This is a genomic window from Rhizobium sophoriradicis, from assembly GCF_003939025.1.
In the GTDB taxonomy this organism is placed as follows: domain Bacteria; phylum Pseudomonadota; class Alphaproteobacteria; order Rhizobiales; family Rhizobiaceae; genus Rhizobium; species Rhizobium sophoriradicis.
Window position 1 is genome coordinate 1 of sequence record NZ_RQIH01000016.1, and the last position, 20,632, is coordinate 20,632.

Annotated in this window: 19 protein-coding genes; 4 read left to right on the top strand and 15 right to left on the bottom strand. The window is 61.8% G+C overall.

All coding sequences use genetic code 11. The features are described from left to right. Nucleotides 1-312 precede the first annotated feature (312 nt). The 5 genes from EFR00_RS24700 to EFR00_RS24720 form a co-directional block, all read right to left on the bottom strand. Complete coding sequence (locus EFR00_RS24700) at nucleotides 313-1,314, bottom strand: ABC transporter ATP-binding protein (protein WP_077991932.1); 1,002 nt, start codon at nucleotides 1,312-1,314, stop codon at nucleotides 313-315. A 10-nt stretch (nucleotides 1,315-1,324) separates the two neighbouring features. Then, nucleotides 1,325-2,383 carry a Gfo/Idh/MocA family protein gene (locus EFR00_RS24705; RefSeq protein WP_077991926.1) on the bottom strand — a complete coding sequence of 353 codons (1,059 nt, stop codon included), beginning with the start codon at nucleotides 2,381-2,383 and terminating at the stop codon, nucleotides 1,325-1,327. Next, a complete protein-coding gene (locus EFR00_RS24710) occupies nucleotides 2,380-3,219 on the bottom strand; it encodes a carbohydrate ABC transporter permease (RefSeq protein ID WP_038690205.1) in 840 nt (279 codons plus the stop codon). The genes EFR00_RS24705 and EFR00_RS24710 overlap by 4 nt, the downstream gene beginning before the upstream one ends. A gap of 9 nt (nucleotides 3,220-3,228) precedes the next feature. Further along, on the bottom strand, nucleotides 3,229-4,176 hold the full coding sequence (locus EFR00_RS24715) for a carbohydrate ABC transporter permease (RefSeq protein ID WP_077991923.1): 948 nt from the start codon (nucleotides 4,174-4,176) through the stop codon (nucleotides 3,229-3,231). 219 nt (nucleotides 4,177-4,395) lie between these two features. Further along, nucleotides 4,396-5,655, bottom strand: coding sequence for an ABC transporter substrate-binding protein (locus tag EFR00_RS24720; RefSeq protein WP_077991921.1), 1,260 nt, complete (start codon nucleotides 5,653-5,655; stop codon nucleotides 4,396-4,398). Between the two features lie 213 nt (nucleotides 5,656-5,868). Here EFR00_RS24720 and EFR00_RS33150 point away from each other — a divergent pair, with 213 nt between their 5' ends. The 3 genes from EFR00_RS33150 to EFR00_RS24730 all read left to right on the top strand — a co-directional run bounded on the left by EFR00_RS33150 (nucleotide 5,869) and on the right by EFR00_RS24730 (nucleotide 7,829). Then, a complete protein-coding gene (locus tag EFR00_RS33150) occupies nucleotides 5,869-6,033 on the top strand; it encodes a hypothetical protein (RefSeq protein ID WP_164519043.1) in 165 nt (54 codons plus the stop codon). 150 nt (nucleotides 6,034-6,183) lie between these two features. Further along, nucleotides 6,184-7,068: a glucosamine kinase nucleotide-binding domain-containing protein gene (locus EFR00_RS24725; RefSeq protein ID WP_077991919.1), complete on the top strand. Its 885-nt coding sequence runs from the start codon at nucleotides 6,184-6,186 to the stop codon at nucleotides 7,066-7,068. Further along, a complete protein-coding gene (locus EFR00_RS24730; protein ID WP_038690214.1) occupies nucleotides 7,065-7,829 on the top strand; it encodes a GntR family transcriptional regulator in 765 nt (254 codons plus the stop codon). The genes EFR00_RS24725 and EFR00_RS24730 overlap by 4 nt, the downstream gene beginning before the upstream one ends. A 3-nt stretch (nucleotides 7,830-7,832) precedes the next feature. Here the strand turns inward: EFR00_RS24730 and EFR00_RS24735 are convergent, their stop codons facing one another. From EFR00_RS24735 to metH, 3 genes are all read right to left on the bottom strand, one after another. Further along, nucleotides 7,833-8,234, bottom strand: coding sequence for a type II toxin-antitoxin system VapC family toxin (locus tag EFR00_RS24735; RefSeq protein ID WP_009988402.1), 402 nt, complete (start codon nucleotides 8,232-8,234; stop codon nucleotides 7,833-7,835). After that, entirely contained in the window at nucleotides 8,231-8,464 is a 234-nt protein-coding gene (locus tag EFR00_RS24740) for a type II toxin-antitoxin system Phd/YefM family antitoxin (RefSeq protein ID WP_077991917.1), read from the bottom strand. The genes EFR00_RS24735 and EFR00_RS24740 overlap by 4 nt, the downstream gene beginning before the upstream one ends. Before the next feature lie 196 nt (nucleotides 8,465-8,660). After that, entirely contained in the window at nucleotides 8,661-12,434 is a 3,774-nt protein-coding gene (gene metH, locus EFR00_RS24745) for a methionine synthase (protein ID WP_077991916.1), read from the bottom strand. Between the two features lie 275 nt (nucleotides 12,435-12,709). Between metH and EFR00_RS24750 the strand changes: the two genes are divergently transcribed. Continuing rightward, on the top strand, nucleotides 12,710-13,969 hold the full coding sequence (locus tag EFR00_RS24750; RefSeq protein WP_077991914.1) for an AGE family epimerase/isomerase: 1,260 nt from the start codon (nucleotides 12,710-12,712) through the stop codon (nucleotides 13,967-13,969). Between the two features lie 40 nt (nucleotides 13,970-14,009). Here the strand turns inward: EFR00_RS24750 and EFR00_RS24755 are convergent, their stop codons facing one another. The 7 genes from EFR00_RS24755 to EFR00_RS24785 form a co-directional block, all read right to left on the bottom strand. Next, entirely contained in the window at nucleotides 14,010-14,504 is a 495-nt protein-coding gene (locus tag EFR00_RS24755) for a heme-degrading domain-containing protein (RefSeq protein ID WP_009995953.1), read from the bottom strand. A gap of 88 nt (nucleotides 14,505-14,592) precedes the next feature. Next, the gene (locus EFR00_RS24760) at nucleotides 14,593-15,204 is read right to left on the bottom strand and encodes a flavin reductase family protein (protein ID WP_009995954.1); all 612 of its coding nucleotides are present in this window, start codon (nucleotides 15,202-15,204) and stop codon (nucleotides 14,593-14,595) included. A 3-nt stretch (nucleotides 15,205-15,207) separates the two neighbouring features. Further along, nucleotides 15,208-15,951: an aspartate/glutamate racemase family protein gene (locus tag EFR00_RS24765; protein WP_077991913.1), complete on the bottom strand. Its 744-nt coding sequence runs from the start codon at nucleotides 15,949-15,951 to the stop codon at nucleotides 15,208-15,210. Between the two features lies 1 nt (nucleotide 15,952). Beyond that, nucleotides 15,953-16,774, bottom strand: a complete 822-nt coding sequence (locus tag EFR00_RS24770) for an ABC transporter permease (protein ID WP_038690228.1) — start codon at nucleotides 16,772-16,774, stop codon at nucleotides 15,953-15,955. Between the two features lies 1 nt (nucleotide 16,775). After that, nucleotides 16,776-17,684 (bottom strand): ABC transporter permease, encoded by a 909-nt coding sequence (locus EFR00_RS24775; RefSeq protein WP_009993924.1) that lies wholly within the window; start codon nucleotides 17,682-17,684, stop codon nucleotides 16,776-16,778. Nucleotides 17,685-17,979: 295 nt separating this feature from the next. Continuing rightward, the gene (locus tag EFR00_RS24780; protein ID WP_039621094.1) at nucleotides 17,980-19,278 is read right to left on the bottom strand and encodes an ABC transporter substrate-binding protein; all 1,299 of its coding nucleotides are present in this window, start codon (nucleotides 19,276-19,278) and stop codon (nucleotides 17,980-17,982) included. 45 nt (nucleotides 19,279-19,323) lie between these two features. After that, nucleotides 19,324-20,412: an ABC transporter ATP-binding protein gene (locus EFR00_RS24785; protein WP_077991912.1), complete on the bottom strand. Its 1,089-nt coding sequence runs from the start codon at nucleotides 20,410-20,412 to the stop codon at nucleotides 19,324-19,326. Between the last annotated feature and the right edge of the window lie 220 nt (nucleotides 20,413-20,632).

Here is a 20,632-nt window from a genome sequence, read left to right on the forward strand (position 1 = left end):
GCTGCCGCCTGCCTGCGGCAACAACGCATCAACAAAGCTGAATTGACCCGTCTGCTTCACCGCCATCCAAATCATCTCCGTTCAAAAACAACGGAATCATATTCTCAGCATTTTGCAACAGTCCCCGGCGGGGAGAAGGTGCCCAGGCGGTTGAGGGGGAGAGCGGCGAAGCCGCGAATGCACGGAGCGTGAGCGAAGGGCAATGAATGGTGTGCCGTCCGGCCCCCTCATCTGACCCTTCGGGCCCCCGACCGGGGTTGAGCCACGCGTCTCAACCCGTCCTTCGGACCCCCACTGGGGAGAAGAAGAAACTCAGCGGATCGCCCGATCGTCCGCATCGAAACGATGCACGCGCGCCTGGTCCGGGGTGGCATAGACGATTTCGTCGGGCTCGTACTGGTGCTCGCCGAAGAGGCGCGCCGTCAGCAGGCCGAACTGGTCGGATTCCAGATAGATGATCGTGTCGGCGCCGAGATGCTCGACATGCACGACCTTCGCCGCCCAGGTCCCCTGCTCGCGTGACAGCGTCATGTGTTCAGGACGCACGCCGATCGTCTTGGCGCTGTGGTCGCCGACCTTCTCGCCCGCGATGAAATTCATCTGCGGCGAGCCGATAAAACCGGCGACGAAGACGTTGGCCGGCCGGTTGTAAAGCTCCATCGGCGAACCGATCTGCTCGATCGTGCCGGCGTTCAACACCACGATCTTGTCGGCCAGCGTCATCGCCTCGACCTGGTCATGGGTGACGTAGATCATCGTCGCCTTCAGGCTGCGGTGCAGCCGGGCGATTTCGAGGCGGGTCTGGACGCGCAACGCGGCGTCGAGGTTCGACAACGGCTCGTCGAACAGGAAGAGTTCCGGCTCGCGCACGATGGCGCGGCCGATCGCAACGCGCTGGCGCTGACCGCCTGATAGCTCGGCCGGCCGGCGCGCCAGATAGGGCGCCAGCGACAGCATGCCGGAGGCCTTGCTGACGCGCTTGTCGATCTCGCCCTTGGCCGTACCGGCCTGCTTGAGGCCGAGGCCCATATTGTCCTTGACCGTCAGATGCGGATAGAGCGCATAGGACTGGAACACCATGGCGATGCCGCGCTTGGCCGGCGGCGTCAGCGTCTCGTCGCGGCCGTTGATGACGACGGCGCCCGAGGTGACGTCCTCCAGACCCGCAATGCTGCGGAGAAGTGTCGACTTCCCGCAGCCCGACGGGCCAACGAAGATGACGAATTCGCCGTCCTTGACCTCGAGGTCGATGCCCTTCAGCACCTCGTGCGTGCCATAGGTCTTGCGGATGGATTTGAGTTGAAGCGATCCCACTGGTTTTCCCTTATAATCTGACCGGCTGACCGGTGCGCACGCTCTCGTCGGCGGCAAGGCAGATGCGCAGCGACGCCACCGCATCCGCCATATGGCGATCGAGGTTCAGATCCTCGCGGATCGCCCTCAGCATGAAGGCCTGTTCCAGGTCGCAGAGCGCCTGATGATCGGGCTCGCCCGTCATCCTCATGTCCTGGTCGGGGCGGATGAATTTGCCGTCCGGACCGGTCTCGGCCGTATGCAGACGGATCACCGAAGTCTTGGTGTGCGTGTCGATATCGTCGGACTTGGCGTTCGGATCCATGACGATCGACACCGCCCCCTTCGGCGACATCACGTCCTTCACGAAGAAGGCCGTCTCCGAAATCATCGGCCCCCAACCGGCCTCGTACCAGCCGACAGAACCGTCCTCGAAGAGCACCTGCAGCTGACCGTAATTGTACATGTCGGCGGCGATCTCATCGGAGAGGCGCAGCCCCATGCCGCGCACCTCGACCGCCCTGGCATCGGTGATCTGGCACATGACATCGACATAATGCACGCCGCAATCGACGATCGGCGAGGTCGTCTGCATCAGCGACTTGTGCGTCGCCCAGGTCGGGCCGCTGGACTGCTGGTTAAGGTTCATGCGGAAAACGTAAGGTGGGCCAAGCTTGCGGGCTTCCGCGATCAGCTTCATCCAGGACGGATGATGGCGAAGTATATAGCCGATCACCAGCTTGCGCCCTGCCTTCGTCGCCGCAGCCACGACACGCTCGGCATCGGCGACGGTGGTCGCCAGCGGCTTCTCCACGAAGACGTCGCAGCCGGCCTCGAAGGCGGCGACGGCATAATCGGCATGGCTGTCGGAATAGGTGCTGATCGAGCAGAGATCCGGCTTCAGCTCGGCGAGCGCCGTCATGAACTCGGGATAGATCGTATAGGCCTGCAGCTCCCGCTCCAGCTTCGGCGTCGAGCGGTTGACGAGACCGACGATCTCGAAACCGGGATTGTTGTGATAGGCGAGCGCATGGCTGCGGCCCATATTGCCGAGGCCGGCAACGAGGACACGGATCGGTTTTTCGGTCACTTGACGGCTCCCGAGGTGATGCCGCGGATCAGCTGCCGCGAGAAGATGACGTAGAGGATCAGGATCGGCAGGATCGCCAGGGACAGCGCCGCCAGCACCGCATTCCAGTTGGTGACGAACTGGCCGATGAAGATCTGCGAGCCGAGCGTTACCGTCTTGGTGGCCTCGGAGGGTGCGAGAATCAGCGGGAACCAGAGGTCGTTCCAGATCGGGATCATGGTGAAGACGGCGACTGTCGCCATGGCAGGGCGCACCAGCGGCAGCACCAGGCGGAAGAAGATCGCGTATTCGGAAAGCCCGTCGATGCGACCGGCATTCTTCAGATCGTCCGAAACCGTGCGCATGAATTCCGACAGGATGAAGATCGCCAGCGGTATGCCCTGCGCGGTATAGACGAGGATCAGCGCCGTCAGCGTATTGACGAGGCCGGCCGCCACCATGCCCTGCAGGATCGCCACGGTGCCGAGGCGGATCGGGATCATGATCCCGATCGCCATATAGAGCCCAAGCAGCGCATTGCCGCGGAAGCGGTATTCCGACAGCGCGAAGGCTGCCATGGCGCCGAAGAGCAACACCAGCAGGATCGAGACGATAGTCACGATGAAGCTGTTCTGGAAATAGGTGGCGAAATCGCCTTGCCCCAGCACCGTCTGGTAGCCGACGAGGCTGAATGTCGACGGCGTCGGGATCATCAGCGGCTCGCGGAAGATCGAGGCACGATCCTTGAACGAGTTGACGATGGTCAGGAACACCGGAAACAGTGCGACCAGCGTGTAGGCGGAGAGCGCCAGATGCACGAGACCGGTGCGGATGGGAGATGTGCGTGCCTTGGACATGCGCGCTCCTCAGAACTGGTAGCGACGCATGCGCCGCTGGATGACGAAGAGATAAAGCGAGACGCCAGCGAGGATGATGAGGAACATCACGGTGGCGATCGTCGCGCCCATCGAGCGGTCGCCGAGCTGCAGCTGGAAACCGAAAAAGGTGCGGTAGAGCAGCGTACCAAGAATATCGGTCGACATGTCGGGCCCGGCGAGCGCCCCCTGCACGGTGTAGATCAGGTCGAAGGCATTGAAATTGCCGACGAAGGTGAGGATCGAGATGATGCCGATCGCCGGCAGGATGAGCGGCAGTTTGATCTTCCAGAACTGCGCCCAGCCGGTGATGCCGTCGCATTCGGCCGCCTCGATCACCTCTTCGGGGATGCTCAGAAGCGCGGCATAGATAAGCATCATTGGAATGCCGATATACTGCCAGTTCGAGATCAGCGACACGGCGATCAGCGCAGAGCCGGGCTTGCCGAGCCAGGGCGCGAACAGGAATTTCAACCCGATGAGATCGAGCATCCAGGGCGCCACGCCCCAGATCGGCGACAGGATCAGCTTCCAGATGAAGCCGACGATGACGAAGGAAAGCAGCGTCGGCAGGAATATTGCCGTGCGGTAAAAGGCCACCCCGCGCAGCTTCGGCACCGAAAGCAGGGCAGCAAGCGCAATGCCGATCGGGTTCTGCACGCACATATGGATGGTGAAGAAGATCAGGTTGTTGACGAGCGCATTCCAGAAATCACGCGCCCAGCGCGGATCGCCGAACAGCACCTTGAAATTCGCAAGCCCGACGAAGGCCGGCTGACCGTCGACAGTATTGTAGAGCGAAAGCCTGAGCGTCTCGATCAGCGGCAGTACCATGACGGCGGAATAAACGATCACCGCCGGCAGCATGAAGACGAAGATGTGCCAGCGCACCGGGCGCTTGATCGGGACGATATCGATCGCGTTGTCGGTTTCGCTCATGGCTTTTGCCTGTTCTTGTCGACTGGCCGCAATCGTGCGGACGCAGATGGAAAATCTTGCGCCTCACCCGAACTCTCTGCCGACTGGGGAAGAGAGGCAACGCCCTGATGGGATGCTATATCGGGCTGAGAGGTCGCTGCGAGTCTCCTTCTCCCCGCAAGCGGGGAGAAGGTGGCCGGCAGGCCGGATGAGGGGCCGCAGACGCCGCCCCTGATCAGATCACTTGGCCGGCTTGTACCAGCTGTCGAGGCCCTTCTGAAGCTTTTCGGCAGCAACCTGTGGCGTATCGGTGCCGTTGATCACGTTGGCCGATTCGACCCAGGTCTCGTTTTCGAGGTTCGGCGTGCCGCGCGACAGGATCTGATAAGTCGAGCGCACGGTCGACTTGTACGGGCCGCGCCAGGAAACGAATTCCTGAGCAAGCGGATCGGACATCTTGACCGGGTTGGAGTTCAGGCTGAAGAAGCCCGGCAGCGCGTTGGCGTAGATATCGGCGAATTCGGGCGACGCGACCCAGCTGAGGAATTTCTTGGCTTCCTCGGCATGCGTGCTCTTCGCGTTCAAGGCAACGCCGATGTCAGGATGATCGGAGATGTAGCCCTGGTCGCCGGCCTTCGGAACCGGGGGCGGGAAAGCGCCCATCTTGAACTGGGCCTGCGTGTTGAACAGCGCGATTTCCCACGAGCCGGCCGGATAGATCGCGGCCCGGCCGAGCGTGAAGAGGTTCTGGCTGTCCGAGTAGGTCTGGGCTTCGAAGCCGTCGCCTAGATAGGGCTTCCACTTGGCAAGCTCCTCATAGGGCTTGACCCATTCCGGATCGGTCAGCTTCTGCTTACCGGCAATCAGGGCTTGGCGGCCCTCTTCACCCTTCCAGTAGTTCGGACCGATGTTCTGGTAGCCCATGGTCGCAGCTTCCCAGAGGTCCTTCGTGCCCATGGCGAGCGGGATGTATGTGCCATCGGCCTTGATCTTGTCGAGTGCTGCGTAGAACTCGTCCTGGGTCTTCGGCACGGAGATGCCGAGCTTGTCGAAGGCATCCTTGTTGTAGATGAAGCCATGGATGACCGATGCCATCGGTACGCAGAAGGTCGACTTGCCGTCGTCGGTCGTCCAGGCGGCCTTGGCGACTGGAGAGAAGTTCTCCATACCGGGCAGGCTGGTGATGTCGGCGAGCTGCTTCTTGTTGAAGAGTTCGAGCGAGGCGTCGAACGGACGGCAGGTGATGATGTCGCCTGCGGAGCCGGCATCGAGCTTGGCGTTCAGCGAGGCGTTGTATTCGGTCGGCGCGGTCGGCGAGAAGACGATCTTGATGCCCGGGTTCTTCGCTTCGAAGGCCGGAATGATCTTCTCCTGCCAGATCTGCAGGTCGTCATTGCGCCAGCTTTCGACCGTCAGCGTAACGTCGGCGGCATGCACGAGACCGGCCGACGTCAGCAGGCTGGAGGCAAGCAGCAGGCTTTTCAGAGCAGTGTTTTTCATTTCCCTCTCCTGTGTTTTGAGCGCCGCAAGGCGCTGTTTTCGATCTGAAACAAGCAGTTGGCGTGCTTGAGGAAACACCCAACGCCTCTTGGAGGGCCGCCAGCACCTGCCGGCCCCGAAAGCTCGACGGACGCAAAGGCGGATCGCTTGCGGCCGGACTGTGCGCTGCCCCATCACCTGCATCGGGCGCGGCAAAATCGATCGGGAAAGCCGATGGATGCTGAACTTCGCCACCAGCCTGTCAGGCGGCGGATCGTTCTCGATCATCTTCGAAGCGGTGCCGGCTTGGCTTTGCTGCCGGTTTTCGTTGGCTTCGATGTGCTGTTCCCTTTTACCGAATTAAGGCCAAAAAAATACCAATTGTCCAGTCGATTTTAACTTTTCGCCCTCCAAAAATTCATTAAAAAATTTTAGTCAATAAAATCAACATGATAAAAAGACGAATTTTCTCCATCTTTCCTACTTGGTAAATGGTATTTTTTTGGTATTGTATGAAAAAACACGGGGAACGGCATAATCGGAGGCCCGATGACGGAGCTTGCAATCGGCATAGACGGCGGCGGAACGAGTTGCCGGGCCGCGGTCGCAGACAGAAACGGCAACATCATCGGCCGCGGCAAAGCAGGCCCGGCTAACATCCTGTCCGACCTGGAAAACTCTCTTCTCAACATCGTCGAATCCGCTCGGCAGGCGTTGCGCGACGCCGGGCTTGCCGATGAAACGATCTCGTCGGTTGCCTCAGTCGTTGGCGTCGCCGGCGCCAATGTCACGGATTACGGCGAGCGAATCGAAAAGGCCCTGCCCTTTGCCGAAGGCCGCGTCGTCACGGATGCGCTGATCGCCCTGCAGGGCGCGCTCGGCAACTCCGACGGCATCGTCGGCGCCTTCGGCACCGGCTCGGTCTACAATGCCCGTAGGAATGGCCGGCTGAACGGCATCGGCGGTTGGGGCTTCGTCGTCGGCGACCAGGCGAGCGGCGCCCGCCTCGGCCGCGATCTCATGGAACGATCACTGCTCGCCCATGACGGCGTGCGCCCGGCTTCTGCGATCACCGAAGCGCTGATGAGCGAATACGGCAACGATCCGGAACGCATCGTCGAATTCGCGCATTCGGCAAGACCGACGGATTTTGCTCGCTATGCGCCTGCTATCTTCGACCATGCGGCCAAGGGCGATACCGTCGCGGTTGGCATCGTCACGGATGCCGCAACGGCGATCGGCGAAAGCCTTGACGCACTGCTCTGGCCCGAATGTCCGTCGATCTGCCTGCTCGGCGGCCTTGCCGGAGCCTATGAGCCGTGGCTTTCCGAACGTTACAGATCGCGGCTTGCCAGCCCCAAGGGCGATGCCCTGCAGGGTGCGGTGGAACTTGCCGTCAAGCTTTTGAACGACCGGCAGAGAGGGGCGGCATGACCGACGACCTCGCTACCCTCCTGTCCCTGCAGCGCCTGCAGGCCGCCGGGACCGGCCCGCTCTACGTCAAACTCCGCCGCACCCTCGAAGAGGCCGTACGCTCCGGCACGCTTGGTCACGGCGATGCGCTGCCGCCGGAACGCGATATCGCCGAATTTGCCGCCGTCAGCCGTGTTACTGTGCGCAAGGCGATCGACGAACTCGTCGCCGACGGCCTTTTGGTGCGCCGCCACGGCTCCGGCACCTTCGTCGCCAAACCGGTTTCAAAGGTCGAGCAGCGCCTGTCGCAGCTCACCTCCTTCACCGAGGACATGGCGCGCCGCGGCATGACCTCCCGCTCCGAATGGCTGCACAAGGGTGTCCATACCCCCTCGCCCGACGAGATGATGATTCTCGGTCTCGGCACCGACGTGAAGGTGTCGCGCCTGTCGCGCCTGCGCATCGCCGACGACCAGCCGCTGGCGATCGAGAATGCCAGTGTCTCCGGCGAATTCCTGCCCGATCCGTCCGTCGTCACCAATTCGCTCTACGCCGAGCTCGAACGCCTCCAGGTCCGCCCGGTGCGCGCCGTGCAGCGCATTTCGGCAACCAACATGAAGGAAGCCGACGCCCAGCTTCTCGGCGTCCCCGTCGGCGCCGCCGGCCTGTCGATCGAGCGCATTTCCTATCTCGGCTCCGGCCGCGCCGTGGAATTCACCCGCTCGCTCTATCGTGGCGACGCCTATGATTTTGTTGCCGAGCTAACGATCGGAGTGACGTAGGCCCTACCAGAAGCGGGCGATCCAAAACTGGTTTCCGGCGAGTTCGTCGAAGACCGTATCGGCGGAGATAATCGGTATCCCATTCTGCATGGCGGTCGCAGCAAGAAGTCGGTCGAACGGATTGCGATGCGTCCAGTCCATCATGGCTGCAGCCAGACAGATTTCCGGTGTCAGGCCCGCGGTAATGCCACCCTGCTCCTGCAGCAGTTCCGGCAGCCGGCCGATGAAAGGCTCCATGTCTGGCCATTTGCCGAGACGGACCTTCTGCCCGATTTCAAAAAGGGATATCGCGCTGACGAGAATAGTCTCCGCCTTTTCGATCAGAGCGACCGCCTTGGCCGAGAGCCGCTCGTCGCCGGTCAGCGACCATGCCCAGGCATGGGTGTCGAGCAGAAGCGAATTCACTCGACCCCTTCCCAGGCAGCAAGATCGCTTTCATCCATGGGCTCGAAAAACTCCGGCCCATTTCCAGCAACCTGTCCCTTGAGCAGACCGATCTTGAAGGAAGATTGCGCAATCGGAATGATCTTCACCACGGGCTTGTGCCCTTTGGCGATCACCACTTCCTCACCGGAAAGAGCGGCGTCGATCAACTTCGACAGATTGGTCTTCGCGGCATGAATGGTAACCTGCATCGCAGCCCTCATTAGCTAACTTAGCTAATCATATCATCTCACCATGAATTCCGCCACCGAATTCGAAAACCCCAAAGGCGGATGACTATTGAACCATATCAAAATAATAAAGCCGGAAAGTGAATCACTTCCCGGCTTTCATTCATTAAATCAGTTCCTCAGCGCGCCGCCTCAAGCGGCTGCGAAGACTCGCCACTCAGGCCGCGTCCTCGATGTCCTCGTCCGCCTTGCGCGGCACGTAGTTCAGCACCGGTCCGAGCCAGCGCTCGACTTCGGAAACTTCCATACCCTTGCGCTTGGCATAGTCTTCCACCTGATCGCGCTCCACCTTGGCGACGCCGAAATAATAGGAGTCGGGGTGGCCGATATAGAGACCGGAGACGGAGGAGCCCGGCCACATCGCATAGCTTTCCGTCAGCTTCACGCCTGCGGTATGTTCCGCATCGAGCAGCTTGAAGAGCGTCTTCTTCTCGGTGTGGTCGGGCTGAGCGGGATAGCCTGGCGCCGGACGGATGCCGGCATAGGCCTCGCCGATGAGATCCTCGTTGCTGAGGTGCTCATCCCTGGCATAGCCCCAATATTCGCGCCGCACCTGCTCGTGCATGCGCTCGGCGAAGGCTTCGGCAAAGCGGTCGGCCAGCGCCTTGACCAGGATCGAGGAATAGTCGTCGTTCGCACGTTCGAAGCGTTCGGCGATGGCGATCTCCTCGATGCCCGCCGTCACCACGAAGCCGCCGACATAGTCCTCGACGCCGCTTGTGACAGGCGCGACAAAATCGGAGAGCGCCACGTTCGCCCGTCCGTCCCGCTTCGAAAGCTGCTGGCGCAAGGTGTAGAAAGTCGCAAGTTCCTTGCTGCGGCTTTCATCGGTGAACAGGCGAATGTCGTCGCCGACGGCGCCGGCCGGCCAGAAGCCGATGACGGCGCGCGGCCGGAACCATTTCTCGTCGATGATCTTCTTCAGCATCGCCTGCGCATCGGCCCAAAGCGCCCGCGCTGCCTCGCCCTGCTTCTCGTCTTCGAGAATGGCAGGGAAACGGCCGCGCAACTCCCAGGTCTGGAAGAACGGTGTCCAGTCGATATATCGCGCAAGGTCGGCCAGATCGTAATCCTCGAACACCCGCGTGCCGAAGAATTGCGGTTTCGTCGGCTGGTAGGCCGGCCAGTCGATCATATGGGCATTCTCACGCGCCCGCGGCAATGGCAGCCGCACCTTCTCGGCTTCGCTGCGCGCATGCGCGGCCGCCACCTTGGCATATTCGGCTCTTGTATCGTCGACATAGCCCTGGCGCGTCTCCGGCGACAGCAGCGCCGAGACGACACCGACGGCGCGGCTCGCGTCGGTGACGTAGATCGCCTGGCCTTTGTTGTAGCCGGGGTGGATCTTCACCGCCGTATGCACGCGGCTGGTGGTCGCGCCGCCGATCAGCAGCGGGATCTCGAAACCCTGTCGCTCCATCTCGGCCGCGACATGCACCATCTCGTCGAGCGACGGCGTGATCAGGCCGGAAAGGCCGATGACATCGACCTTTTCGGCGATCGCCGTTTCGAGGATCTTCGTCGCCGGCACCATGACACCGAGGTCGACGATTTCGTAATTGTTGCAGGCGAGCACGACGCCGACGATATTCTTGCCGATATCGTGCACGTCGCCCTTGACCGTCGCCATCAGGATCTTGCCCGCCGATTTCCGGTCGTCACCACCATTGAGGCGCTTTTCCTCTTCCATGTAAGGAAGCAGCACGGCGACAGCCTGTTTCATCACGCGCGCCGACTTGACCACCTGCGGCAGGAACATCTTACCCGAGCCGAAGAGGTCGCCGACGACATTCATGCCGGCCATCAGCGGCCCTTCGATGACGTGCAGCGGCCGCGCCGCCTGCTGGCGGGCCTCCTCGGTATCGGCTTCGATATATTCGGTGATGCCATTGACTAGCGCGTGTTCGAGGCGCTTCTCGACACTCCATTCGCGCCAGGAGAGATCCTGCACCCGGCCTTCCCTTGCACCAGCGCCACGGAAGCGCTCGGCCACTTCGAGCAGCCGCTCGGTGCCGTCGGGCCGGCGGTTCAGCACCACGTCCTCGCAGGCCTCGCGCAGTTCCGGATCGATATTGTCGTAGACGGCAAGCTGGCCGGCATTGACGATGCCCATGTCCATGCCCGCCTGGATGGCGTGGTAGAGGAACACGGCGTGCATCGCCTCGCGCACCGGCTCATTGCCGCGGAACGAGAAGGACAGATTGGAGACGCCGCCGGAAATATGCACGAGCGGCATGCGCTCGCGGATCGTCCGCGTCGCCTCGATGAAATCGACGCCGTAATTATTGTGCTCTTCGATGCCGGTCGCCACCGCGAAGATGTTCGGGTCGAAGATGATATCCTCGGGCGGGAAGCCGATCTTTTCGGTCAGCAGCTTGTAGGCGCGCGTGCAGATCTCGACCTTGCGCTCGTAATTGTCCGCCTGCCCCGTCTCATCGAAGGCCATGACAACGACGGCGGCGCCGTAATTGTGCAGCAGCCGCGCCTGGGCGAGGAAATTCTCCTCGCCTTCCTTCAGCGAGATCGAGTTGACGATCGCCTTGCCCTGGACGCGCTTCAGGCCGGCTTCGATGATCGAGAATTTCGAGCTGTCGATCATCACGGGCACGCGGGCGATGTCGGGCTCGGCGGCGATCAGGTTCAAGAACTCGACCATCGCCTTTTCGGAATCGATCAGGCCCTCGTCCATGTTGATGTCGATCACCTGGGCGCCGTTCTCGACCTGGTCGCGGGCGACATCGAGCGCTGCCGTGTAATCGGCATTGGTGATCAGCTTGCGGAACTTCGCCGAACCGGTGACGTTGGTGCGCTCGCCGACGTTCACGAAAGGGATGTCCTTGGTGAGCTCGAAGGGCTCGAGACCGGACAGCGACATGAAGGGGCGGTGCGCCGGAATCGGCCGCGGCTTGTACTTGGCAACGGTCTCGGCGATCGCCCGGATATGTTCCGGCGTCGAGCCGCAGCAGCCGCCGACGATATTGACCAGGCCTTCGCGGGCGAAGCTGTCGATCTGCGCCGCCATCAGCTCCGGCGTCTCGTCATATTGGCCGAATTCGTTCGGCAGGCCGGCGTTCGGATAGGCGCAGACGAAGGTGTCGGCGACACCCGAAAGCTCCTGCAGATGCGGGCGCATCGCATTGGCGCCGAGTGCGCAGTTGAGCCCGATCGTGAAGGGATTGGCGTGGCGCACCGAGTTCCAGAAGGCCGACGGCGTCTGGCCGGAGAGCGTGCGGCCGGAAAGGTCGGTGATCGTGCCGGAGATCATCACCGGCAGGCGCACGCCCTTGGCTTCGAAGCGCTCCTCGCAGGCAAAGATCGCCGCCTTGGCGTTCAGCGTATCGAAGATCGTCTCGATGAGGATAATGTCGGCGCCGCCGTCGATCAGACCGTCGATCTGCTCGCCATAAGCTTCCCTGAGATCGTCGAAGGTGACGGCCCGGAAACCGGGATTGTTGACATCGGGCGAGATCGAGGCGGTGCGGTTGGTTGGACCGATGGCGCCGGCGACGAAACGGCGGCGGCCGTCCTCACGCTCGGCGCGCAGAGCCGCGCGGCGGACGATCTCGGCGCCCTCCCTGTTGAGGTCGTAGACCGCATTTTCCATCGCGTAATCTGCCTGGGCGATGCGGGTCGAGGAGAAGGTGTTGGTCTCGAGAATATCGGCGCCGGCCTTGGCGTAAAGGTAATGGATCTCTTCGATCGCATCCGGCTGGGTCAGGATCAGAAGGTCGTTATTGCCTTTCTGATGGCAGGCGCAGCCAATGAAGCGGGTGCCGCGGAACTGGTCTTCGTCATAGCCGAGCCCCTGGATCTGCGTGCCCATGGCGCCGTCGAGGACGAGGATGCGTTCGCTGGCGGCTTTGCGCAGCGCTGCGAAAACTTCATTGCCGTCACGCTTGCCCGTTTCCGGACCAAAGAGGTTGTCAAACACGGGAGGCTCCTTGACGTCGTAAGACCAGACAGTCCAAATCACATAAAGATATCTTTATGTCAATATATGCCTGTCGATTTCGTGCTTTGCAAGCCTACAGCGCCGCGCGTTTTCAGACGCGCACAGGACGCTGTAGCATTTTGAATCTGCGTATCGTGCTTTGCGAAAATCGACTTCGATTTTTCGCGAAGCACGATACGCTGGCCAGATGACAGGCTTGAACGGCCTCTATATAGGCAATTGATACGCATTGCCCACCAAATCGGAGGAGTATCATGGCACCCGCAACCGGCAAAGCCGCGCTTGGAAACTGGACGAGCCGCGCCTATCATCGCGCCTGGCTGCTCGACCAGGCAAACGGCCTCTTCGATTTCTTCCAGCACAATTCGGTCAATCCCAATGGCGGCTTCTACGACCTCGACGATAGCGGCAAGCCGCTCGACGCCGAGGGGCAGATCCGCAGCATCCATATTGCGGCGCGCGCCGTGCATTGTTTTGCCATCGGCGCGCTGCTCGGCCGTCCGGGTGCTGCCGACCTCGTCGACCACGGCATGGACTATCTCTGGAACCATCACCGCGACCGGACAAATGGCGGCTATTTCTGGTCGCTCGACAATAATGGTCCGGTCGACAGCAACAAGCAGGGCTACGGCCACGCCTTCGTGCTGCTCGCCGCCTCATCCGCCAAGACGATCGGCCATCCGCTGGCCGACGGCATGCTGGCCGACATCACCGAGATCCTCAACACCAGGTTCTGGGAACCGCGCCATGGGGCGATCGCCGAGGAATTCACCGCCGACTGGCAGCCGCTCGACGGCGGCACCTATCGCGGCCAGAATTCCAACATGCACCTGACCGAAGCACTGATGGCCGCCTTCGAAGCCACCGGCGACAAGGAATACCTCACCAAGGCCGAAAGCATCGCCGATCTCGTCATCCGCCGAGCGGCTGGATCGGTCGACTGGCGCGTCGCCGAACATTTCGATGCCGAGTGGAAGCTCGACAAGCAATATTATCATCCGAACGAAATGTTCCGCCCGGCCGGCACGACGCCCGGCCACTGGCTGGAATGGACCCGCCTCATCCTGCAGCTCTGGGCGCTCGGCGGCAAACGCATCGAATGGATGCCGGATGCGGCCAAGGCCCTGTTCGAGCAGTCGATGGCGCTCGGCTGGGACAGTGACAAGGGCGGCTTCTTCTATACGCTCGACTGGGACGACAAGCCTGCCAAGCGCAACAAGCTCTGGTGGCCGGCCTGCGAGGGCGCTGCCGCGGCGCACTTCCTCAACGAGCACCTGCCGAGCGACTACCACGAGGAATGCTACCGCAAGATCTGGAACGTCATCGAGCGCGCCTTCATCGACCACCGGAACGGCGGCTGGCACGAGGAACTGACGGAAGACCTCGTTCCCTCGCATTCGCTCTTCCCCGGCAAGGGCGACATCTACCACGCCCTGCAGGCCTGCCTCATCCCGCTCTTCCCGGCAACGGGCAGCCTGACCAAGGGCATCGCCGAGGCCGGCGGCCGGATCTGAGGACTGAGTATCTACGCGCCGGGCTGAGCGGGCCGCCCCGTCAAAGCGGCGCGAGCCGCAGCGTGTCCAGGTCCTTCGCCAGCATCAGCGCCAAGGCTTCGACCACGAGATTGTGGTCGTCGCGCTGCGGCAGGCCGGAGACGGTGACGACGCCGATGCAGCCGGTGCCCTTGACGTTGATCGGGAAGCTGCCGCCATGCGGCGCGTAATCGTCACCGGAAAGACCGTTATCCTCGACGGTCTTGCCGTCCTTTCTGAGCTTCAGGCCGGAGGCATAGCTGCTGCGGAAATAGCGCAGCACCATGTTGCGCTTGCGCCTGATCCAGTTGACGTTGTCGGGCGTGACACCGGGCAGCGCGGCATAGAAGACCGGCATCGAATGCAAAGTCACATCGATTGCGACCCCGAGGCCGCGCTCGGTGGCGAGTTCCTGCAGGAGTTTGCCGAGCTGCCATGCCGTCGTCAGGTCGAAGGCATCGAAGCTCAGCGCTTTTTCCTGCTCCGCGATCCGGTTGAGATCGTCGTCGAGTGTCATGATAAGGCGCTCCTCTGCCGCAATGATCCGTGCAGACCATTCTCGCCGGAGGCGAAAAAGTAAAGCAAAACTTGGACCTGCCCTGATGTCAGAGCTTCGGCGTCAGCATCTCGAAACGGTCGCGTGTTGTGGCGCAAGTATCGCCGCCGAGCCGCGCAATGGCGTCGATCGCGGCCGGATCGACATGCAGCCTTCGCGGATCGACGACACCGTCGCGGTAATGCGCATAGACGATCTCGCCCATGATGATCTGCCTGGAGCGGCCGAGTTCCAGCGTCACATGCCGCCGGCATTCGAAGGCGGCCGGCGCCTCGGCGATATAGGGTGAGGCCACCTTCTCGCCCGGCATCGCCGTCAATCCGGCTTGCTTCAGTTCGTCGACGCCGCGCGGATAGCGGGCGCCGCAGACATGCATGGCTTCGGCGATGGCGAAGGAGACGATGTTGACCGTAAAAACCTCGGTCATGCGGATATTGTGGCCGGTGTCCTTGAACGACATGTCGGCATTGTTCTCGACGCCGATCGCCAGGATAGGTGGATCGGCCGACAGGCAGTTGAAGAAGCTGAAGGGGGCGGCGTTGATCCGCCCATGTTCGTCGACCGTCGTCACCAGCGCGATCGGCCGCGGAATGATCGTGCCGATCATCAGCTTGTAACGCTCGCGCTCGGAAAGCTCTTTGAAGTCGAAGGAAACGGCCATGGCTCAGTCGAGCTTCCCGGCCGGCGAGAAGCCGCTCATCGCACCGGTGAAGGGTTTCGGCAGCGGCGAGGCGTAGGAGCCGCGCTTGCTGGTGGAAAGCCCGAGCGAGACCAGCGCCTCGGCCTGCTTGACGGCGGCCGAGACACCATCGACGACGGGCACGCCGTAAATCTCCTGCAGTTGATGCGCCAGATCGGTCATGCCGGCGCAACCGAGCACGATCGCCTCGGCGCCGTCCTCGGCCAGCGCCCGCTCAATCTCAGCCCGGAGCTTGCCGATCGCGCCCGAGGCCGCGTTCTCCAACTCCAGCACCGGAATGTCGGAGGCGCGCACCTTGGCGCGCTCGCCCATGCCGTAGCGGCGCACCAGATTGTCGATCAGCACCCGCGACCGCTCCAGCGTCGTCACCACGGTGAAACGCTGGGCGAGGAAGCCGGCCGTTACGACGGCGGATTCGCAAAGCCCGAGGATCGGCACATCGGCGAAACTCCGCGCCGCTTCGAGCCCGGTATCGTCGAAGCAGGCGATGACAGCCGCGTCGTAGCCGGCCGACTGCCGCTCCTTTAGTTCGGAAAGCAGGCCTGGGATCGCCAACGCGCCGTCATAATGGCCCTCGATGGAAACCGGCCCCATGCGCGAAGTGGCGGCGATGATTTCCGTGCCGGACGCGGCCACCGCACGCGCCGCGGTCGCGGCCTTCTCGGTCATGGAGGCGGTGGTATTCGGATTGACGATGAGAATGCGCATGTCAGTTGATCTTTGCCTGCCGCCGGCTGAGCATGGTCATGATGCCGAGCGCGATGAGAATGATGGTGAAGGAAAATAGCGTCGTCACCGTGCCGAGCGCATAGAGCACCGGCGTCGTGACATTGGTCGTCATGCCGTAGATTTCGAGCGGCAGCGTATTGTAGCTGCCCGACGTCATCAACGTGCGGGCGAATTCGTCATAGGAGAGTGTGAAACCGAACAGCCCGACGCCGATCAGGCTCGGCGCGATCATCGGCAGCACGACATGGCGGAAGGTTTGCCAGGATGTGGCGCCGAGGTCGCGCGCCGCCTCCTCATAGGCCGGCGAGAAGCGGTTGAAGACGGCAAACATGATCAGCACGCCGAAGGGCAGCGTCCAGGTGAGATGCGCGCCAAAGGCCGAGGAATACCAGGCAGGCTTCAGCCCGCCCTGCTGGAAGACGACGCCAATGCCGAGCGAGACGATGATCGACGGCACGACGAGACTGGCGACGGTGGCGTAGAACAGCACGGTCGAGCCGCGGAAGCGGCGGCGGAAGGCAAGGCCGGCAAGCAGCGACACGGTGACGGTCACGACCATCACCATCAGCCCCAGCGAGAAGGAGCGCCGGAAGGAGGCGCCGAAATCGCCGACCGCCTGCTTCTCGAACAGGTTGAAGAACCAGTGGGTGGAAACGCCGTTCAACGGGAAGGTCAGGCCACCGTCCGGCCCCTGGAAGGAGAGGATGAGGATCGCCGAGAGCGGGCCGTAGAGGAACAGTACGAAGATGATGAAGAAGATCGCCAGCAGATAGAATTCGAGGCCGCGTTTTTCGTGGTTCATCTCAAAGCTCCTTGCGGATGTCGACGACGCGCAGGATCGCCGCGACCATCAACAAAACGACGGCAAGCAGCACCACCGCATTGGCGGCGGCCGCCGGATATTGCAGCAGCGACATCTGGTTCTTCATCATCAACGCCACCGAGGCGCTCTGGCCGCCGGACATAACCTGCACCGTCGAGAAATCGGCCATGACCAGGGTGACGACGAAGATGGTGCCGATCGCCATGCCGGGTTTGGCCAGCGGAATGACGACGTTCCACAGCACCTGCCAGCCCGACGCGCCGGCATCGCGCGCCGCCTCGAACAGCGATCGGTCGATGCGCATCAGCGTATTGAAGATCGGCGTCACCATGAACAGCGTATAGAGGTGCACCATGGCGAGCACGACGGCGAAATCGGAATAGAGCAGCCATTCGATCGGCTGCGGGATCACGCCCATGTTGATCAACGACGAATTGACGAGGCCGTTGCGGCCGAGCACCGGGATCCACGAGATCATGCGGATGATGTTCGAGGTCATGAACGGCACGGTGCAGACGAGGAAAAGGATCATCTGCGTCGAGGTCTTGCGGATGTGAAAGGCCAGAAAATAGGCGACCCAGAAGCCGATGACGAGCGTCAACGCCCAGACGATGGCGGTGAATTTCAGCGTGTTAAGATAGGTTTTCCACGTCACCCACGAACCGAGCGTATCGGTGTAGTTTATGGTGAGGAAGTCGGGATAGAGGCCGGCGAAATCGTAATCCCAGAAGCTGACGACCGCGATCATGGCGATCGGCAGCAGGAAGAAGAAACCGAGAATGGCGATCAGCGGCGTCGCCTGGAGATAGGAGATGGCTGACGGGGAGAGGCGCAGCGCGCGGCGTGTAGGCTGCTTGCTGTCTTCCGTTACCGCTGCGATGGTCGCCATGATCCGCTTCTCCGTTCTCATTAAGTCAGGTGGGACAAGGGTGCGTGCTGCCCCCCTCATCCGCCTGCCGGCACCTTTACCTGGGTCGAGCCACTGGACCCGTCCTTCGGACCCCCTAGGGGAGAAGAGAAACGCGGCAGCGCCTCGGCCACCGCGAAGCATGCTTTCGAATGGGAAGGGTCAAAAAAGACCCCTCCCCAACCCTCCCCACAAGGGGGAGGGAGTTACTGTGCCGCCCCCCGCCGGACTCCCTCCCCCTTGTGGGGAGGGTTGGGGAGGGGAAAGCGGCAAACGCTTACGCCGCGATGAACTCGTTCCAGCGGCGGACCATGTAGCGGTCTTCGTCCATGACGGAGTTCCAGCAGGCCACAGCCCCCATGCGGGCTTCGAAGGCGCCGCCGTCGCGGACGGCTCCGGCCTTTTCCATGACCTTGCCCTCGGGTGAGAGGATGTCGCCCTGCGCCGGCTTGCCTTCGATCCAGTAACCCCATTCGTCTGCGGTCATGAAGTTCTTGGCGGTCTCCATGCAGGCGGAATAATAGCCCTGGCGGTTGAGGTAGCCGCCGACCCAGCCCGACGTGTACCAGTTGATATATTCATAGGCCGCATCGAGCTCGGCGCCCTTGAGGTGCGAGGCAAGGCCGAGGCCGCCGCCCCAGGCGCGGTAGCCTTCCTTCAGCGGCTGATACTTGCAGGCGATGCCCTTGGAGCGGACGGCGGCGACAGCCGGCGACCACATGGACTGGATGACGACTTCTCCCGAAGCCATCAGGTTGACCGACTCGTCGAAGCTCTTCCAGAAGGCGCGGAACTGGCCGTCGCCCTTGGCCTTGATCAGGAATTCGATCGTCTTGTCGATCTCTTCCTTGGTCATGTTGCCCTTGTCGGCATATTTAATGTTGCCCATGGCTTCCATGATCATCGCCGCGTCCATGATGCCGATCGACGGGATGTTGAGGATCGAGGTCTTGCCCTTGAACTTCGGGTCCATGATATCGGCCCAGCTGGTGATGTCGCGGCCGACGAGATCCGGGCGGATACCGAGCGTATCGGCGTTGTAGATTGTCGGAACCATCGTCATCCACTGCGTCGGTTCCTTGGCGAACTTCTTGGCGCCCTGCGCCTCGACGAAGCCGACCGTGTGCGGCGCCGTGCCCTGGGCAATGACGCTGTCCGGCTTCATCTTGCCGTTGATGAAGAGCGGCACGATCTTGTCGTAATATTTGAGCTTCTTGACGTCCATCGGCTGCAGCACGCCTGTCGGGAATACCTTCTTGGCGATCCAGTATTCAATGTCGGCGATGTCGTAGCTGTCGGGCTGGGTGACGGCGCGCTGGGCGGCGGCGTCGGAATCGGTTGCCGTCATCTCCAGCGTGATGCCAAGATCGGCTTTGCACTTCTCGGCGATGGCATTGATGTTCGAAACACCGGTGCCGAACTGGCGAAGCGTGATATTCGTCTTCGCCCAGATGGTGGGAAAGCCGGTGATGGCGCCGGAGCCGGCGATGGCGCCGACGGCGGCAGCGCCCGTCTTCAGGAGCGTGCGGCGGGACAGGCCCTTCGCAGCCTTGGTCGGTGTGGTTTCAGTCGTCATGTCAGTTCCCCTTTTTGTTGATGCGGAAGGTTGGTTGATGTTGGTTCATGCGGAAGAGCGGCCGAGAAGCACGGCATCATCAAGTTCCCAGCTGAGCGCGACGGTCTCGCCGACGGCGACCGGCCGGGCAAAATAGTTGCTGTCGTCTGATATGACCGTGAAGTCGTCGCTGCCGGCGCCGATAACGGTGACCTTCACGGAGGCGCCGCGATATTCGACGTTGGAGACGATGCCGTTGAAGCCGAGCGTCCACTCGGTCGCCACCTGCAGGCGCACGCGGTCGGTGCGGATGCCGATATCGACCGGTTCGCCGACTGCCCTGCCCGCCCCGCGCACGGTAAAACTCTGACCCTCCGGCACGGTCATGACGAGCACGCCGTTGTCGCTCGATGTCACCCGGCCGCTGAGCACATTGTGATCGCCCATGAAGCGGGCGACGAAGGCGGTCGCCGGCTTCTCGAAAACCTCGCGTGGGGCGGCCGCCTGCTCGATCCGGCCGTCATTCATGATAACCATGATATCGGCGAGCGCCATCGCCTCTTCCTGGCTATGGGTGACGTGCACGAAGGTGATGCCGAGCGACTTCTGCAGTTTCTTCAGTTCGGCGCGCATGCGGATCTTCAGGAAGGGATCGAGCGCTGACAGCGGCTCGTCGAGCAGCAGCGCCTCCGGATCGGTGATCAGTGCACGCGCCAGCGCCACACGCTGCTGCTGGCCGCCGGAAAGCTGGGCCGGACGCCTGGAGGCATAGGACTCCATCTGCATCAGCTTCAGCATGTCGAGGGCCTTGGCCCGCCGTTCTGCCTTATCAACACCCTTCATCTTCAGGCTGAAGGCGACATTGTCGATCAGGTCGAGATGCGGGAACAGCGCGTAGGACTGGAACATCATCGCCGTGCCGCGCCGGGCCGGCGGAAAATCGGTGACAACAGTATTGCCGAGCCGGATATCGCCGGAGGAAATGCTCTCATGGCCGGCGATCATGCGCAGCGTCGAGGTCTTGCCGCAGCCCGACGGACCGAGGAAGCAGCAATAGGAGCCGGCCGGAATTTTAAGGCTGATCCCATGGACGGCGGTTGTCGCCCCATAGACCTTCGAAACGGATATTATATCGATCTCTGCCGCTTTCGACATCATGCCTTCCCCTGTTCGGAGAAGGTGATGCATCTGGCGTGCCAACCCGTTTTCAGCAGGACAAGGTATTGTAAATAAATACCTTTGACAAAAACGAGCCCGCAAGAGCGAATTATAAGCATGGCATCGTCTGCACATGATTTAGGCTATTGTCCGCAATTTACGCAAAAAATCGTATGCAATTTAGCTACTACTTCGGCTACAAATACCGTTTAACTTT

What these genes read in the sequence shown, in the direction of transcription:
- EFR00_RS24710 (WP_038690205.1), bottom strand. Translation starts at nt 3,219, where the DNA reads ATGTCCAAGGCACGCACATCTCCCATCCGCACCGGTCTCGTGCATCTG.
- EFR00_RS24715 (WP_077991923.1), bottom strand. Translation starts at nt 4,176, where the DNA reads ATGAGCGAAACCGACAACGCGATCGATATCGTCCCGATCAAGCGCCCG.
- EFR00_RS24720 (WP_077991921.1), bottom strand. Translation starts at nt 5,655, where the DNA reads ATGAAAAACACTGCTCTGAAAAGCCTGCTGCTTGCCTCCAGCCTGCTG.
- EFR00_RS33150 (WP_164519043.1), top strand. Translation starts at nt 5,869, where the DNA reads ATGGATGCTGAACTTCGCCACCAGCCTGTCAGGCGGCGGATCGTTCTC.
- EFR00_RS24725 (WP_077991919.1), top strand. Translation starts at nt 6,184, where the DNA reads ATGACGGAGCTTGCAATCGGCATAGACGGCGGCGGAACGAGTTGCCGG.
- EFR00_RS24730 (WP_038690214.1), top strand. Translation starts at nt 7,065, where the DNA reads ATGACCGACGACCTCGCTACCCTCCTGTCCCTGCAGCGCCTGCAGGCC.
- EFR00_RS24740 (WP_077991917.1), bottom strand. Translation starts at nt 8,464, where the DNA reads ATGCAGGTTACCATTCATGCCGCGAAGACCAATCTGTCGAAGTTGATC.
- EFR00_RS24750 (WP_077991914.1), top strand. Translation starts at nt 12,710, where the DNA reads ATGGCACCCGCAACCGGCAAAGCCGCGCTTGGAAACTGGACGAGCCGC.
- EFR00_RS24755 (WP_009995953.1), bottom strand. Translation starts at nt 14,504, where the DNA reads ATGACACTCGACGACGATCTCAACCGGATCGCGGAGCAGGAAAAAGCG.
- EFR00_RS24760 (WP_009995954.1), bottom strand. Translation starts at nt 15,204, where the DNA reads ATGGCCGTTTCCTTCGACTTCAAAGAGCTTTCCGAGCGCGAGCGTTAC.
- EFR00_RS24765 (WP_077991913.1), bottom strand. Translation starts at nt 15,951, where the DNA reads ATGCGCATTCTCATCGTCAATCCGAATACCACCGCCTCCATGACCGAG.
- EFR00_RS24770 (WP_038690228.1), bottom strand. Translation starts at nt 16,774, where the DNA reads ATGAACCACGAAAAACGCGGCCTCGAATTCTATCTGCTGGCGATCTTC.
- EFR00_RS24775 (WP_009993924.1), bottom strand. Translation starts at nt 17,684, where the DNA reads ATGGCGACCATCGCAGCGGTAACGGAAGACAGCAAGCAGCCTACACGC.
- EFR00_RS24780 (WP_039621094.1), bottom strand. Translation starts at nt 19,278, where the DNA reads ATGACGACTGAAACCACACCGACCAAGGCTGCGAAGGGCCTGTCCCGC.
- EFR00_RS24785 (WP_077991912.1), bottom strand. Translation starts at nt 20,412, where the DNA reads ATGTCGAAAGCGGCAGAGATCGATATAATATCCGTTTCGAAGGTCTAT.